At 72.0% G+C, this 15933-nt stretch carries 12 protein-coding genes and 1 tRNA gene; 8 read left to right on the top strand and 5 right to left on the bottom strand.

Going from position 1 to position 15933, the window contains the following annotated elements; all coding sequences use genetic code 11:
• Positions 1 to 46 precede the first annotated feature (46 nt).
• Complete coding sequence (locus tag ACQBAS_RS10920; protein WP_427383832.1) at positions 47 to 1228, top strand: AI-2E family transporter; 1182 nt, start codon at positions 47 to 49, stop codon at positions 1226 to 1228.
• Positions 1229 to 1485: 257 nt separating this feature from the next.
• Here the strand turns inward: ACQBAS_RS10920 and ACQBAS_RS10925 are convergent, their stop codons facing one another.
• The 3 genes from ACQBAS_RS10925 to ACQBAS_RS10935 are packed head-to-tail and all read right to left on the bottom strand — an operon-like array spanning position 1486 to position 4517.
• The gene (locus ACQBAS_RS10925; RefSeq protein WP_427383833.1) at positions 1486 to 2445 is read right to left on the bottom strand and encodes a hypothetical protein; all 960 of its coding nucleotides are present in this window, start codon (positions 2443 to 2445) and stop codon (positions 1486 to 1488) included.
• A 28-nt stretch (positions 2446 to 2473) separates the two neighbouring features.
• Complete coding sequence (locus tag ACQBAS_RS10930) at positions 2474 to 3220, bottom strand: GNAT family N-acetyltransferase (protein WP_427383834.1); 747 nt, start codon at positions 3218 to 3220, stop codon at positions 2474 to 2476.
• Positions 3129 to 4517, bottom strand: coding sequence for a UTP--glucose-1-phosphate uridylyltransferase (locus tag ACQBAS_RS10935; protein WP_427383835.1), 1389 nt, complete (start codon positions 4515 to 4517; stop codon positions 3129 to 3131). The genes ACQBAS_RS10930 and ACQBAS_RS10935 overlap by 92 nt, the downstream gene beginning before the upstream one ends.
• Before the next feature lie 46 nt (positions 4518 to 4563).
• Between ACQBAS_RS10935 and ACQBAS_RS10940 the strand changes: the two genes are divergently transcribed.
• Positions 4564 to 5142 (top strand): 5-formyltetrahydrofolate cyclo-ligase, encoded by a 579-nt coding sequence (locus ACQBAS_RS10940; RefSeq protein WP_427383836.1) that lies wholly within the window; start codon positions 4564 to 4566, stop codon positions 5140 to 5142.
• Here ACQBAS_RS10940 and ACQBAS_RS10945 read toward each other — a convergent pair.
• Complete coding sequence (locus ACQBAS_RS10945) at positions 5123 to 7750, bottom strand: penicillin acylase family protein (protein ID WP_427383837.1); 2628 nt, start codon at positions 7748 to 7750, stop codon at positions 5123 to 5125. The two genes, ACQBAS_RS10940 and ACQBAS_RS10945, sit on opposite strands and share 20 nt — an antisense overlap.
• 40 nt (positions 7751 to 7790) lie before the next feature.
• Here ACQBAS_RS10945 and ACQBAS_RS10950 point away from each other — a divergent pair, with 40 nt between their 5' ends.
• The 5 genes from ACQBAS_RS10950 to ACQBAS_RS10970 all read left to right on the top strand — a co-directional run bounded on the left by ACQBAS_RS10950 (position 7791) and on the right by ACQBAS_RS10970 (position 11665).
• Positions 7791 to 9371, top strand: coding sequence for a potassium/proton antiporter (locus ACQBAS_RS10950; protein WP_427383838.1), 1581 nt, complete (start codon positions 7791 to 7793; stop codon positions 9369 to 9371).
• Between the two features lie 72 nt (positions 9372 to 9443).
• Entirely contained in the window at positions 9444 to 9689 is a 246-nt protein-coding gene (locus ACQBAS_RS10955; protein ID WP_427383839.1) for an FmdB family zinc ribbon protein, read from the top strand.
• A 93-nt stretch (positions 9690 to 9782) separates the two neighbouring features.
• The gene (locus tag ACQBAS_RS10960) at positions 9783 to 10637 is read left to right on the top strand and encodes an S-methyl-5'-thioadenosine phosphorylase (RefSeq protein ID WP_427383840.1); all 855 of its coding nucleotides are present in this window, start codon (positions 9783 to 9785) and stop codon (positions 10635 to 10637) included.
• Positions 10634 to 11173, top strand: a complete 540-nt coding sequence (locus ACQBAS_RS10965; RefSeq protein ID WP_427383841.1) for a hypothetical protein — start codon at positions 10634 to 10636, stop codon at positions 11171 to 11173. Before ACQBAS_RS10960 ends, ACQBAS_RS10965 begins: the two co-directional genes overlap by 4 nt.
• 123 nt (positions 11174 to 11296) lie before the next feature.
• The gene (locus tag ACQBAS_RS10970; RefSeq protein ID WP_427383842.1) at positions 11297 to 11665 is read left to right on the top strand and encodes an MscL family protein; all 369 of its coding nucleotides are present in this window, start codon (positions 11297 to 11299) and stop codon (positions 11663 to 11665) included.
• Between the two features lie 140 nt (positions 11666 to 11805).
• Here the strand turns inward: ACQBAS_RS10970 and ACQBAS_RS10975 are convergent, their stop codons facing one another.
• Positions 11806 to 15651, bottom strand: coding sequence for an AAA domain-containing protein (locus ACQBAS_RS10975; RefSeq protein ID WP_427383843.1), 3846 nt, complete (start codon positions 15649 to 15651; stop codon positions 11806 to 11808).
• A 110-nt stretch (positions 15652 to 15761) separates the two neighbouring features.
• Here ACQBAS_RS10975 and ACQBAS_RS10980 point away from each other — a divergent pair.
• Positions 15762 to 15833 (top strand) — tRNA-Arg (locus ACQBAS_RS10980).
• Positions 15834 to 15933: the final 100 nt, after the last annotated feature.

Genomic DNA, 15933 nt, shown 5'->3' on the forward strand with positions numbered 1-15933 from the left:
CCGCATAGGGTCGATCCGCACAGCACGACCACCATCAGGGGGACCCATGACCGAGAACGCCACCACGCAGCAACCCACCGACAGCGGGCTGCTCGCTGTCGACGACCAAGGCCGCACCGCGGTCCCCTTCGGCATCCGCGCCGCGAGCGAATGGGCCGTGCGTCTGCTCATCGTCGGCATCGCCATCGTCGCCGCGGTCAAGGCCCTGTGGACCGTCTCCGAGATCGTCATCCCCCTCATCGTGGCGACGCTGCTCGCCGCGCTGCTCCAACCGGTCTTCGGCCGCCTGCGCCGCGTCCTGCCCTCGGGGGCCGCCGCCGGCATCACCGTCCTCGGCACGCTCGCCATCATCGTCGGGCTCTTCAGTTTCGTCGGCACGCAGTTCAGCAGCCAGTTCGACGACCTCAGCAGCCAGGTTGTCGAGGGCATCGACCAGGTCCGGCAGTGGCTCCGCACGACCTTCGGCATCAGCGATCTCCAGCTCACGCAGTACCTCGACAAGGCGCGTGAGTCGGTCACCTCCGGCGACGGCCTCGCCGCCTCCGCCGCTCAGGCCGGCCTGACCGTCAGCCACCTCGTCGCCGGCTTCTTCATCGCGATGTTCGCACTCTTCTTCTTCCTGCACGACGGGCGGCGGATCTGGAGCTGGATCGTGCGGCTCTTCCCCGCGCGCGCCCGCACGAAGGTCGTCTCCTCAGGACAGATCGCCTGGAGCCAGCTCGGCGCCTTCACCCGCGCGACGCTCGCCGTCGCCGCCGTGGACGCCGCCGGCATCGGCATCGGCGCCGCGATCCTCGGGGTGCCCTTCGCCTCCGGCATTGCGCTACTCGTCTTCTTCGGCGCCTTCATCCCCGTCATCGGCGCCTTCCTCAGCGGCATGGTCGCCGTCCTCCTCGCGCTCGTCGCGCAGGGCCCCGTGGCGGCCGCGATCATGCTCGGCATCGTCCTGCTCGTCCAGCAGGCCGAGTCGCACCTGCTCCAGCCGCTGCTGCTGGGGCGCGCCGTCAGCGTCCACCCGCTCGCGGTCATCCTCGCGATCGCCGGCGGCATCATCCTGGGCGGCATCGTCGGCGGGCTCATCGCCGTGCCGCTCGTGGCCGTCGTCAACGCGGTCGGGCACCACCTGCTCGACGCGCCCGAGGCCGCCGAGGACCAACTGAGCGATGCCGAGCAGGCGGAGGTCGCGCGCGACGTGGCGCGGACGAAGCAGGCCGCTCAGGAGGACTGAGCCGCCGGCAACAGCTGAGTCGACGGCAACGACCGCGCGCGAAGGGGGCCCCGGCGGGGCCCCCTTCGTCATGAGGCGCGGGCACGACGGTGCTCGCGCGAGCGGGCGCCACTCAGGAGCTCGCGGACGGCTTCACCCGACAAAGGTGCGCTTCACCCGACATGCGAACCCGGGTACGGCGGCGAATATCGGGTCACCCGATACTCGTGAGGCGGACGGGACCGAGGCGGACGAGACCCGAGGCGGACGGGACTCGGTCAGCCGTTGACGACGCGGCCGGTGTCGACGGGGACGATGTCCTCGTCGGCGTCGACCTCGACGGGTCGCGGACCGCCCGTGGCCGTGGGCAGCGGCGCCGCGGGCACGCGCTCGGCGCGCGCCTTCATCGTGTAGGTGGGCCGCGGGACGGGGACCGGGTCCCACGTCAGCGGCAGGTCGTCGTCGTCCGTGCGTCGACGCGGCGCGGCGACCTCGTGCTGCTCGGCGACGGGGCGAGCGGCCACCTCGGCGGCGACGATCTCGGCCTCACGGGCGAACACGTCATAGGGCGCGTCCGCGGTCGACGCGGTGATGGACGCCTCCCGGGTCGCCTGGGTGTGCTCGGTCCGGACCGCGGCCGGGGCTGCGGTCGCGCGGACCGGTGCGGCGAAGCGGGCACGGTCGGCGGCCCGACGCGCGCGTCGCTCGGCCGCCACCGCGGCGCGCTCCGAGGCCACCCCACGTCGCAGCCACACGACGGCGGCGGTCAGGCCGAGGAAGGAGAGGGCGGGGGCGTGCCAGGTCAGGGCAGAGAAGGCCGCGACGGGGGTGAGCACGACACCGAGGACGAAGGTCGTGAGCGCCGCGAGCCCGCGCACCCGGCGCGAGGCACCGGCGGCCGGTGCCGTGTGGGTCCGCGGGACGTCGTGGGCGCCGGCGTGGTCCGCGGCGACCTGGGCGACGACGTGCGCGCCGGTCGAGGGTGCGGGTGCGGCCGAGGCACGCTTGACGACCACCTGCGGGCGGCTCTCGCGGGCCGGGTGCACCTGGTACGAGCGCGGCGCGGGCGCCGGAGCGGTCGCGCCGACGGCCCGGCGGTCGAGGACGCGCATCGCTGCCGAGAAGCGGTCGACGGACCGTGCGGTGGCCAGGTGGTCGCGCCGCTTGACCCAGTACTGGATCAAATAGGCAGCCCAGATCGCGATGACGACGACGAAGACGAGGCTGCTGCTGGGCACGGGTCCACCGTAGGGACGCGGTGGCGACCTAGAGCGGACGTTCCTCGGTGTGTCGCTGAAGTGACTGCTGTGACTGCTGGTTCAGACGCTGCATGAGCGAGCGTCCGGCCAGGTCCTCGGTCGTCACGGCGAAGGAGCGATGGTCGCGCCAGGCGCCGTCGATGTGCAGGAAGTGGGGTCGCAGCCCCTCGTCGCGGAAGCCGAGCTTGCGGACGACGGCCAGACTCGCCGCGTTCTCGGGGCGGATGTTGATCTCGACCCGGTGCAGCCCCTCCGCCCGCATGAGGTGGTCGGCGACGATGGCGACGGCGGTCGGCATGATCCCCCGACCGGCGACGGACCGGCTCACCCAGTAGCCCATCGTGCACGTGCGCGCCGCCCCGACAACGATGTTGCTCGTGTTGAGCTGGCCGACGATGGCACCGTCCTCGGCCGTCGTGATGACAAGCGGCAGAAGGCGACCTTCGCGCGCCTCGGCGTGCTGGTTGCGCACGTAATCGTTGAAGGTGACCGTGCTCGACCCTTCCACGGGCGACGTCGCCTCCCACTCCTGCAGCCAGGCGAGGTTGCGGGCGCGCAGCCGGGAGAATTCGATGCGGTCACGCCGTGCGAGGGGCCGCAGCAGGAGGTCCTCCCCGCCGGGGGTGCGGCCGCGCAGCTCGAGCGGCCAGCGCAGCGTTCCGTCAGGAATCGTCGCCCCGCAGGGTCGTGCCCGCCGGGACGGTGATCGCCTCGTCGGCCACGACCCGCACGTCGCCGACGCAGGTGACCCCACCCTCGAAGGTCACGTCACCCTCGACGGCGAAGCCGGTGCACTGCCGCATCGACGGCACGCCGTCGGCGAAGCGGGCGTCGAAGTCGGGCATCAACTTGTAGTGCTCGTCGAGCCGGATCGCCGGCTCCGGGTGATCGATGACGGAGTGGACGACCGCGTCGTCATCGATCTCGAAGACGTCGGACCGCAGGAGGAGCAGCTCGTTCGTCGTCTTCACCGGACGGAACCGTGCCCGTGGGACGAGCAGGGCTTGGGACCCCTCGAAGGCCTCGACCGCCGTGCCCATCGCCGACTCGATCTGGATGACCTTCGGCGACGTCTTGTCGCTCGGGTCGACGGTCTTGCGGTTGATGATGATCGGCAGCCCGAGCACGCCGTCGCGCTCCTCGAGCAGCCGCTCGAGGACCTCGAGGTCGACCCACAGGTTGTTGGTGTGGAAGTAGCGGTGGCGCTCGTTGTCCTGGAAGTGGTGGTCCTCGCCGTCGACAACCATCGCGCTGTCGCGCAGGATCATCCGGCCGTCGGAGCGGCGACGGGCGAGGTGACCCCCCTTCCGGTCATTGGCCGTGCGGGGGCAGACCTCCGCGGCGTAGGGCACGCGCCCGGCCACCATCCACGCCGCGATGTCCGGGTCGCAGGTGGCGCCGAGGTTGTCGGCGTTGGAGAGGAAGGCGTAACGGATCCCCTTCTCCCGCAATGTCGCCAGCAGGCCCGTCCCCTGCAGGGCGACGTAGATGTCGCCGTGCCCCGGCGGGCACCACTCCAACGACGGGTCGGCCGGCCACTCCACCGGGGTGAGGTCGTCGGCGCGCAGCTTGGGCTCTGCATTCTGGAGGAAGTCCAGCGGCAACCCCTCGACGGCGAGCTCCGGGTAACGCTCGAGGATCGCGAGCGACTCGTCGCGGGTGCGGAACGAGTCCATGAGGATCAGCGGCAGGTCGACGCCGTGCTCGCGGCGCAGCGCGAGCACCTGGCGGGCGATGAGGTCGAGGAAGGTGAGGCCGTCGCGGACCTCGAGCGCCGACTTCGGGCCCGTCATGCCCATGCTCGTGCCCAACCCACCGTTGAGCTTGATGACGACGGTCTGGGCGAGTGCTGCGCGCCGCTCCTCGTCCGTGGGCGTGAAGTCGTCGAGGGCCGGGACGTCACCGAGCGGCTCGATCGTGTCCTCGGGAATGGTGCCGTGCGCCCCCTCACGCAGCTCGTGCCAGTAGTGCTCGAAGACGTTGATGGCGCGCTGATCCACCCCACGCGCGTGCATCTTGTCGGTTGCCTGCCGCAGCCCCTCGGAAGTCATGGCCGCAAGCCTACGATGAGGGCCCGACGACCACGGAGGCATCCACGTGACGACGAAGGTCGCAGTCCGCGCGCGACGACGCGCGCAGCGGCGGGAGATCGCGACGACGCGCGATCCGATCGCCGACGGCAAGGCCCTCGCGCGTCACGCGCTCGACCTCGTCACGAGCCTGCGGCTGGGTCCGGGCAGCGTCGTCGCCGCCTATGACTCGCTCCCCTCGGAGCCGCCGACGGGAGCCCTGCGGGAGGCCCTGCGCATCCGGGGCGTCGAGGTGCTCCTGCCGATCACCCTGCCGTCGTGGGATCTCGACTGGTTCACCGACACGGGCTCGGACGAGGGCGTCCCGCTTGGCCTGGATGCCATCGCCCGCGCCGACCTCGTGCTCGCCCCGGCGCTGGCCGTCGACGACGCCGGAGGTCGCCTGGGTCAGGGTGGGGGGTGTTACGACCGGACGCTGCCGCGGCTGCGGCCCGGCACGCCCGTCGTCGCCGTGGTTCACCCCGGCGAGGTGTCCGCGGACCCGCTGCCCACGGACGCACTGGACCGCCGGGTCGACGGGGTCCTCACGGCCGAGGGTCTGCGGTGGTTCGCCGCGGACGACCGGCCTACGTCGTCTCCGGGGTGAGCACGAGCGTGCGGTCCGCCGCCGCCTTCACAGCGTCGGGGGTGCTCCGCCACGGATAGGTCTCACCAGCCACCCAGGCCTCCGTCTGGTCGGCGTAGTTGTCGTGGAAGGCGTGTCCGCTGGACCCGGTCGCGTTGACCCAGACGGACTTGTCGAGGTCGCCGAGGTCGACGACCATCCGCATCGACGGGGCCGCGGTGACCTCGTACCCGACGGACGCATCCCAGCCGTTGGCGTTGACGATCGCGGAGCCGCCCGGCATGTCGTGCCGCCCGCGGTTGAAGAGCCAGCGGACGGGCGCGGGGACGTCCTGACCGAGGACGGCGTGTCGCAGCGTGAGCGTGTGCAGCTGGCCCCAGCGCCACTTCTGCGGGTTCTTGCCGAGCTTGCGCGTCAACTCCAGGCGCGCGTCGACCTGCGCCTGACGCAGGATCTCATCGCGTCCCTCGACGACGCCGGCAGTCCCGCGGTCGTCCCACCAGCCGCTGCGCGGCTTGTCGAGCAACCCCTGGACGGCGAGCATGTTGCTGCCACCGCCCGAGGCGAGCAGCCCCGCCGGCAGGTCGTCGTTGAAGGTGAGTCGCACGATGTGCGACCACACGGCGTTGTAGTACGCGGCGGCGGCGCCGCTCGACGAGTCGTCCGCGGGCTGGTTGTAGTCCCACGTCCGCAGGAGGTCCTGCGCCTCGGCGGTGAACGGGTCGTCATCGAACTCGACCTCGAGCATCGCCTTGACGAGCGCCGGGGCGAACTGGTTGTGCGAGTCCAGTTGGATGCGCGCCATGTCCTCGGGCGTCACCTTCTCGCGGACCGTGAGCAGGTCGCGGATGCGCTGCGCCCGGTAGCCGGGGTCGTACTCGCTCGTGAGGAAGGGCTCCTTGCTCGCCGTGACGGCCTGGTTGGCCGTGACGATGTAGCCCTCGGGCGGGTCGTAGGCCCACGGCAGGTCCTCGAAGGGGACCGTGCCCTTCCAGTCGTAACGCGACTCCCAGCCCTTCGCGGGCAGGAAGCCGGGGACGTTGTCACCGTCAACGGCCTCACGCACAGGGACCCGGCCCGGTGACTGGTACCCGATGTGGCCCTCGGTGTCGGCGTAGATGAGGTTCTGGGACGGCACCTCGAAGTCACGGGCGGCGGCCCGGAAGTCCTCGAAGTTCGTCATGGTGTTGAGCTTGAGGATGGCGTCCGCGGTGCGGCTCGGCTCGAGGGCCGTCCACGCCAGCGAGACCGCGTACTCCTCCTGGTCCGTCGATCCGTCGACGGTCGCCGTGCGACCGGCCTCCGCCACCCCTTCGATGGCGTCCGAGAGGATCGGGCCGTGCACCGTCGACCGGACGGTGATCTGGACGTCCTCACCGCCGCCGACCTTGATCGTCTCGGTGCGGCTCTCGATCGGCTCGCGCTTGCCGTCGCGCTCGTAGGTGTCGCCGGCGACCTTCTCGAGGTAGAAGTCGGTGACGTCGGGGTCGAGGTTCGTCACGCCCCAGGCCGCGTCGGCGTTGTGGCCGATGACGATGCCCGGCACGCCGGAGAACCCGAAGCCGGAGACGTCGAAGGGGCACGCGTCCGTGACCTGCCGGCAGTGCAGACCCATCTGCACCCAGATGCCGGGCTGGCTCGTGCCCAGGTGCGGGTCGTTGGCCAGCATGGCCTCGCCGGTGCTCGAGAGCTCCGGTCCGACCACCCACGAGTTGGAGCCGATCCCGTCACCCTGACCGATGAGGGCGGGGATGGCGGCCAGCGCGGCCTGGGTGTCGGCGTAGGCCTCGTCGGCCACCTCGTCGACGGACCGCGCCGTCGTCGCCGTGCTGCCGGCGCTGAGGTCGGCCGACCGCGGGGCCGGGGCATTGGCCGTCGTGGTGCCGACCTTGCCGGACGTCGCGGACGCCTTCGGGGACCAGTCCTCCTCGGACAGGATCGGCTCGTTCTGGGTGGCGGGGTAGTCGGGGTAGAGCGCCTTGATCAGCCCGGGCGAGACGCGCGAGCCGAGGCGGGCCCGAGTGAGTTCGGCGTCGTAGTTGCCCTTGAGGTCCCAGGCCATGGCCTTGAGCCACGCGAGCGTGTCGGTCGTCGTCCACGGCTCGACGCGATAGTCGGGGACCTGCTGGCCGAGCACCGTGTACTCCAGTGCCATCTCCGACGTCGAGTCCTGCTGGTCGATCCACGCGTTGACGCCGTCGGCGTAGGCCTGCAGCATCCGCCGGGTCTCCGGCTCGAGGAGGGCCAGCTCCTGAGAGGCGACGCGGCGCCACCCCATCGTCCGGATCACCGTGTCGGTCTCGACGCCGCCCTCGCCGACCATCTCGGACAGGCGGCCCGCGGTGATGTGGCGGCGCAGGTCCATCTCGAAGAATCGATCCTGCGCGTGCACATAGCCCTGGGCCATGAAGAGGTCGGTGGTGTTGTCGGCGTAGAGGTGCGCCACGCCCCGGTCGTCGCGCAGGACGTCGACGTTCGCCGTCAGGCCCTTGAGGGCCAGTTCACCGTCCTGCTGTGGGAACGGGCGTCGGACGATGGAGAATGCGAGCACTCCGAGGACCATCACCGCCACGAGGACGAGGGCGAGCAGGCCGAGGATGGAGCGGCGGGCGACAGTCAGTCGGGACACCCTGCGAGACTAGGACATCGCACCACAGAGAGGCGCCGACGTGGCCGGATGGGCTGGAATCGAGCAGGCCGCGGGGGCTTTCACCTCCCACGACCTGACCGTCGTCCTGCTCATCGGCACCCTGGCCCTCATCGTGTGCGTCGCCGCCGTGAAGCTCACGGCCTCCTCCGGCCTGCCCACCCTGCTGATCTACCTCGCCGTCGGGGTCGCCCTCGGGGAGGACGGGCTGGGCATCGAGTTCGAGTCGGCCGAGTTGACCCAGGTCCTCGGCTACGCGGCACTCGTCCTCATCCTGATCGAAGGTGGGCTGACGACGAAGTGGTCCTCGATCCGCCGGTCCGTGGCGCCCGCCGCGATGCTCTCGACCGTCGGTGTCGTCGTCTCCGTCGCCGTCGTCGGCGTGGCGGCCCGCTTCCTGCTCGACCTGCCGTGGACGACGGCCCTGCTCGTGGGGGCGATCCTGTCGTCCACCGACGCCGCGGCCGTCTTCTCGGTGCTGCGCCGGGTGCCCCTCCCCCGCCGCCTGACGGGCATGCTCGAGGCCGAGTCGGGATTCAACGACGCCCCCGTGGTCATCCTCGTCACGGCGCTGTCGGCGACCGCAGCGCAGCCCGACGCGGCCCAGTCCCCCTTCGCCCTCGCCGCGCTCGCCGGCCTCGAATTGCTCGGCGGCACCGTCATCGGGATCGGGATCGGGTACGTCGGTGGCCTGTTCATGCGCCGGGTGGCCTCCTCGCAGTCCGGCCTCTTCTCCATCGGAATCCTCTCGGTGGCCGTGCTCGCCTACGCCGTGGGCACCTTCGTGCACGCCTCGGGCTTCATTGCCTGCTACCTCGCGGCGCTCATCCTGGGCAACATGGCGCTGCCGCACCGCCCGGCGGTCCGCGGCTTCGCCGAGTCCATCGGTTGGCTGGCCCAGATCGGCCTCTTCGTCCTGCTCGGTCTCGTCGCGTCGCCGAGCGGCTTCGCGTCGCAGATCGTGCCGGCGATCGTCATCGGTCTCGTCCTGCTCCTGCTGGCCCGCCCCCTGTCGGTGCTCGTCTCGCTGGCCCCCTTCCGGGTCGGGCTGCGAGATCAGGCCTTCCTGTCGTGGGCAGGCCTGCGCGGCGCCGTCCCCGTCGTCCTCGCCACGGTCCCGGCCATCCACGACGTCCCCGATGTCGACTGGCTCTTCGACCTCGTCTTCGTCCTCGTCGTCATCTTCACCCTCGTCCAGGCGCCGACCCTGCCCTGGGTCGCTCGTCTGCTGGGGGTCACGCAGGCCGATGCCACGCGCGACCTGGACGTCGAGTCGCTGCCGCTGGAGCGGCTCGATGCCGACCTCATCGGCGTCACCGTCAGCGAGGCGTCCTTGCTCCACGGCGTCGAGGTGGGTGAGCTCCGCCTGCCGAAGGGGGCCAACGTCACCCTCGTCGTGCGCAACGGCGCGGGCTTCGTCCCGACCTCGCAGACCGTCATCCACCGCGGTGACGACCTGCTCATCGTGTCGACCCGCAAGGCGCGCGACGGCGCCGAGACACGCGTGCGGCAGGTCAGCAAGCACGGCCGCCTCGCGGGTTGGCTGGGGCCGCGGCAGGCAGCGGGGAATCAGCCGGGGCGTCGCCGCACTTATACTCCATGAGTCCGTTGCGGACGCGGGGGCCCAATCGGGTGCCGCGTGCCACGCGACATCCGCGAGAGCAGAAAGAGTGTCATGCCCACGTACGTCTATGCCTGCAGGTCCTGTGACCACCAGTTCGAGACGGTGCAGTCGTTCAGTGACGACGCCCTGACCGAGTGCCCCGAGTGCGATGGGGCGCTGCGCAAGGTCTACAACGCCGTGGGTGTCGTCTTCAAGGGTGGCGGCTTCTACCGCAACGACTCGCGGTCGACGTCGTCGAGCACCAGCTCGTCCAGCACCTCCTCGAGCAGCACCCCCGCCGCGTCCACGGCGCCCTGACCGCCTCATCCACAAGGGTCCTCGCCTGGCCCGAGTGACACACAGCCGCGGGGCCGACCCCCGGCCGTCGGCGCGAGCCCATAACCTCGCACCATGACGACTCCTCCCCAGGCCGCGACCGTCGGCATCATCGGCGGTTCCGGCTTCTACGAGTTCTTCGAGGACGCCGAGCGCGTGCGCGTCACGACCCCCTTCGGGGATCCGAGTGACGACGTCGTCATCGGCTCCGTCGGCGGGCGACGCGTGGCCTTCCTCGCCCGGCACGGGCAGGGGCACACCTTCCCACCGCACCGGGTCAACTACCGCGCGAACCTGTGGGCGCTGCGTTCCGTCGGCGTGCGGCAGGTCCTCGCCCCGTGCGCCGTGGGTTCGCTGCGACCCGAGCTGGGTCCCGGCACCGTCGTCGTGCCCGACCAGGTGGTCGACCGCACGTCGGGTCGGGCGCACACCGCCTTCGACGCCGTCGGTCCCGTCGTCCACATCGGTTTCGCCGACCCCTACTGCCCCCGTGGGCGTGAGGTCGCACTGACCGCGGCTCGCTCGGCACGGGCGGAGTCGAGCGCGCACGTCGAGGACGGCGGCACGCTCGTCGTCATCAACGGTCCCCGCTTCTCGAGCCGGGCCGAGTCCCGCATGCACCGGCAGCTCGGCTTCGACATCGTCGGCATGACCGGCATGCCCGAGGCCTCCGTCGCCCGCGAGCTGGCGATGTGCTTCACGACGGTGGCGCTCGTGACGGACCACGACGCGGGGGTCGAGGGCGAGGAGGGCGTCGAGCCCGTCACCCACGACGAGGTGTTGCGCGTCTTCGCTGCCAACATCGAGGGGCTGAAGGGGATCCTGCGCGATGCCGTCGTCGCCCTGCCCGCGGACGAGACCGATGACGTTGCGACGTGCGGGTGCCGCCGGGCCCTCGACGGGATGAAGCTCCCGATCGAGCTGCCATGATCGGGCGCGAGCGCGGCGCCGACGGACCCGCGGCGGGCCTCCTCGGGCCGGGCCGGCGAGCAGCGTGGCGGCGCACCGTCGTGCGCCGCGGGCTCGCCTTCGTCGCGTTGTCCGCCGCCGTGCTCTCGACCAGCGGTCTCGCGCCGGCACTGACGGGCTCCTCGCCGTCGGCGCCAGCGACGGCAGACCCGGGCCGGCCGGCCGGGGTGCGAGCCGCGCTGGACGAGCGTGAGGTGGCCGCCCTCGTGCCACTGCTCGATGCCGCGAGCGCCGACCTCCTGCGGGTGGGCGACCGCGTCGACCTGTACGCCGCGTCCGCCGATCCTGTGGCCACCGACGTCGAGGTCCTGGCCGTTGGCGGGGGCGGCAGCGGTGACGGGCTGGGCGCCGAGGTGGGGACGAGTCCGGGCTCCGCACACGTCGTCGTGGCGCTACCTCGCGCCGATGCCGGGCGGGTGCTGGCTGGGCGGGATCCGCTGGCCGGGAGTGCGGGATTCACCGTGGCCCTACGCGCCACAACGGCTACTGCTCGGTAGAGATCCTTTACGACACACCTTCCACTGAATTCGCAAGACCACGTCAGTCACGCTAGTTTGGATTCGTTTGCAGGCGTCCCCCAACAGCGGGCGCTGTTACCCCTGTTACAGAGAGGACACACCATGAAGGGCTTCAAGGACTTCATCATGAAGGGCAACCTCGTTGAGCTTGCCGTTGCCTTCATCATGGCCACGGCGTTCGCCGCGGTCGTCACCGCCTTCACCGCGATCATCATGGAGCTTGTCTCCAAGGCCGGCGGCGTGGCGGACTTCAGCGAGTGGGAGATCGCCGGCTTCAAGACGATCGGCCCGTTCCTGACCGCGCTCATCGCGTTCCTGCTGATGGCCTTCGTCGTCTACTTCTTCGTCGTGAAGCCGTACGAGGCCGCCAAGGCTCGCTACATGGCCGCTCCCGAAGAGGCCGCCCCGGCCGAGGAGATCGAGCTGCTCCGCGAGATCCGCGACAGCCTCCGCGCCCGCGGCACCATCTGAGCGAGCACCACAGCAGTACCCGCACCACAGCAGCACCCGTGAACCGCGGCTGACCTGAGGTCACCCGCACTCACCCGCGAAGGGGTGGGAGCCATCTGGCTCCCACCCCTTCGTCATGCCCGCCGGCCCGTCGGGCCCGTTCAGTCCCAGTGCGGCGGGCGCTGCTCGAGGATCCACCGGTCACGCTCCGCATCCTCACCGCGCTCACCCCACCCGCTGTCGGTGTCATCGCTCGTCTGCTCGGGTCGACGCCGGGGCGTCGCGGTGGGCTGGGCCTGGGCAGCGTCGTCGCGGTCGTCGTCCACGGGGTCCTCCGAGATGGGTGTCGTGCCGGTGAGCTCGTGGACCACGGCGAAGACGCGGGCCTCTTCACGGGCGGGGTCGCGGAAGAGGTCGGTCGACCAGATCCGCACGTGGCGCCAGCCGCGCCGCGCCAGGGCCTCGGGCCGGAGGCGGTCGCGCTCGCGCGCGTTCTGGGGTCGCGCATAGTCGGGGCCGTCGAGGTCGATCGCCACGAGCATGCGCCCCGGGCGGCGCGGATCCTCCACGGCGATGTCGATGACGTCACCCCCGGCCGCGAACCGGCGGTGCACGCGCAGCCCGGCCGCCTCCAGCCGGTCCGCGAAGTGCCCGGCGAGGAGGGCGTCCTCACTCTCGTCCACGTCGGCGAGGCGCGGACCCGGGCGGCCGTCGGCCATCGGGCGCACGGCGGGGTCGTCGGGGTCGCTGCGGTCCACCTGCGCGGCGCCCTCGAGTTCGGTGAGCAGTCGGCGCAGCGTCGCCAGACCCGAGCCGTCGGGAGCGTCACCCAAGTCCGCGGCCGTCACCGACGAGACCCACTGGGTGCGGCGTCGGGCCGCGGTGGCGGCGATCAGCACGCGTGCGGCACCCCGGTCCGCGGTGATCGGACCACAGCCGGTGAGGACGCCGCCCTCGGTGCGCTCGATACCGAGCGTCACGATGACCGCGTCCCGGCGGCGGCGCTCGAAGCGGTCGACGGTACGCACGACGAACCCCTCCCCCGTGCCACTGCTCAGCCAGGTGGCGAGCGCCGGGTCCTGCGCGGCCGCGCGCTCGAGCACCGACGTGACGGCCGCCGTCTGCGCCGGGTGAAGCGTCAGCACGGCCAACGACTCCGAGGGGTGCCGGCGGGCGTGCTGTCGGACGAGGTCGACGACGGCAGCGAGTTCCCGGGTCGGCGCGGGGTGGGTCGTCGGCGACGACTCGACGATGTGCAGCCGAGGGCCGGGCGTGCGGCGCGCGTGGGGGTGGGCTCGCAGGTCGCCGTCATAGCGGTCCACGACGAAGGGTGCCAACGCGGCCAGATCCATGTCGTCGAGACGCGTGAGTCGGTGGTGCGTCAGCACGGGGGCCAGGACGTCGACGAGGGAGGGTCCCACCGCCTCCGGTTCCTCCGGCTCCCCCGCGCCGATGGCATAGGACGTCGGCGGCAGCTGCGCCTCGTCGCCGATGACGACGACCTGGGTCGCGCGGGCGATGGCCGAGGCGGCGCGAGCGGGGGTCAGCCGCGACGCGTCGTCGAGGATGACCAGGTCGACGCGGTCCTGCGGCGCGAGGACGGACGCCACGACGGCGGGGCTCACGGCCCACACCGGCGCGATCTCGGTCAGGGCATCTCGGTGCGCGAGGGCGACGTCGCGCGCGGCGCGCACACCCTGCTGCTCGAGGACACCCTCGGCGAGCACGGCCGACGCTCGCTGCGTCACCCGCTCGCGCAGGCGGATCGCATTGTCCCGCAAGGCTTGGTGGTCCGCGGCGACGTAGTCCGACAGTGCCGAGCGGAGCCGCTTGCCGTCGTGCTCCCCCAGCCTGGGGTCGAGGCGGCTGATCTCCTCCCCGATGGAGGTCCACCAGACGAAGTCGAGTTCGTCGGCGACGTCGTCCGCCGCCAGCCCCCGCTGCGCGAAAGTCTCGACGACGGGGGTCAGGCCGGCGGCGTCGAGCGCAGCCAGGTCCTCGAGGACGCCGGGGACGGCACGCGCCCGCTCCGGTCGGGCCGCGAGGACGGCGAGACGCGTCTCGAGATCGGCGAGCGGGGTCTCGAGGAGGTCGCCTGCCGCGACGGCGGACGGCACGCGCTCGCCGAGCCAGACGAGCTGCCCGTGGGCGTCGGAGTACGCCTCGTGGGCGCGGTCGATGTCATCCGGGAGGCGAGGACGGCCGCCACCACCGGCCAGTCGCTGCCAGGTCCGGCGCTGCTCCCGCACGGCGGCGAGCGCGGCATGCAGGTCCGCGGGCGGTGTCCCCGGGCGCAGGAGGCCGCGGGCCTGTCGGCGCAAGCGCCCCGCTTCCAGCAGGCCGGGGCGCTCGGAGTGGTCAGGGGAGGTGGCCGCGACGAGGTCGTCGAGCGGCTGGTCGAAGACCTCGGGCCGGAAGATCTCCAGGCTCTCCCGCACCCGCTCGAGCACCCCGAGCACGCGACCGTGGTCCGCGAGAGTGATCAGGTCCGGCATCGGCACGCCCGCGAAGACCTCCGTAAAGACGGTCCGCAAGCGCGCCAACGCCTCCGGCACGCCGGTCTCGACGATGCCGATGGCCCGCTCCGCATCCTCGGGGGTCTCCAGCCGGGCACCGAACCACGGATCGGACCCGCCGTCGGCGGACCAGGCGCCACGGGCCGCAACACCGGCGAGCACGCGAGCGACCTCGTCCTTGCGGTCGCGATCCAGGCGCGCGAGGACCTCGCCGCGCAGCCGCACGCGCGAGTGCGGCGGGCGATCGTGGCGCGCCAGGTCGGTGATCGCGTTCTGCACCTGGTGGGCGCTGACCCCCCACGGCCGGCGCGGCTGGTGCAACGACCGGACGTGATCATCGAGGAGGCGCGCGGCCTCCTTCGCGCGGTTGCGCTGGCCGATCCGCGCCGAGTCCGAGAGGACGGAGAAGGGAGACGGCCCGGCCCATCGCTCGGTCAGTGTGCGCGGGTCGAAGGCGGCCGAGGGGTCCTCCACGTGCCAGAGCAGGTCCGCCAGGCCAACGGTCTCCAGTTGACCGCGCACGTCGTCGATGACGGCCGTCTGCTCGGTGACGAGCAGGACCCGCCGGTCGGCCGCGACGGCGTCGGCGATGAGGTTGGCGACGAGTCGGGCGGGAGCCGTGCCTGGCGGTGCGGTGACGGCCACGTGCCGGCCGTCGCGAACGGCGTCGATGACGCCCTGGTGCTCCTCGTCGGCATCGAGGACATCGCGCGAGGCGTCGCCGGCGCCGGTGTCGATCCGTTCGGCCGCGACGCGGGTGGCGGCCTCCGTGTCCCCCGTCAGCGCGCGGATCACGGGGTGCTCGCCCAGTCGGCTCCCGAGCTCGGACAGGTCGCCGACGGCCGTCGCCTTCTCCCGTGGGAAGGTCGTCACGCACAGGCTGCGGGCGATGACGAAGCCCGGCATGTCCGCGCAGAGGCGGCGGAGCTCGTCGTAGACGGGCTCCGGGTTGAACCCCTCCCCCTGTCGGGCCATGTCGCTCAACGCTGCCGCGTCGACGACGAGTCCGCGCTCCTGCTCCAGATAGGCGAGGAGGACGGGGTTGACCTCGGCGTGCGGGTCGAGGTCGAGGGCGTGGTCCGTGCCCGCGGCATCGACGGGCGTCAACGTGCAGCGCCGGATGAGGACCGGCGCCTGCGGCGTGTGGCCACCGCGCAGGAACCAGGTCGCCCGGCCCGCGGCGAAATAGCAGGTCTGCAGGCCCCGGTCCTCGAAGGTCGCCCGGGCGTGCTCGCGGATCAGGGTCGCGCGGTCCTGCGCCCGCGCGAGCGTCTCGGGCTCGCGCACGAGGTCGGACAGGCGCGTCGGGCGGCCGGCGAGCAGCATGGCGACCCCGCCAGGGTGCGCGGCGCTGACGTCGAGAACGCCCGGGGCGTCGGGCTGGAACCACAGCAGGGAGTTGGGTCCACCGAGAGCGGCGAGCTCGCGGCGCCACCCGGCGACGGCCGTGGTGAGCGCCGAGGGGCCGTCGATCGGGGAGCTCGGGGACACCGCAGCAGGCTAACAATCACGAGCCGTCCGTGCCCAAGCGTCCGGCGCCGCATTCGGCCATCCCCCGTCCGGTCCCTTAACCTTGGCGGTGCCCGGTCTGACCGGGCACCGCCCTCGTAGCTCAGGGGAAGAGCACTTCTCTCCTAAAGAAGGTGTCGCAAGTTCGAATCTTGCCGGGGGCACCCTTCATTTTCGGGCGAAAGTCCGGGTCGTGGGGCGTCGCGCCCTGGCTGACGACCCCCTCCAGGCCGTATCGAGGCCGCATCAGGCCTCACCCCCCGT

This window comes from Janibacter zhaoxuefangae, assembly GCF_050271985.1.
Lineage (GTDB): Bacteria > Actinomycetota > Actinomycetes > Actinomycetales > Dermatophilaceae.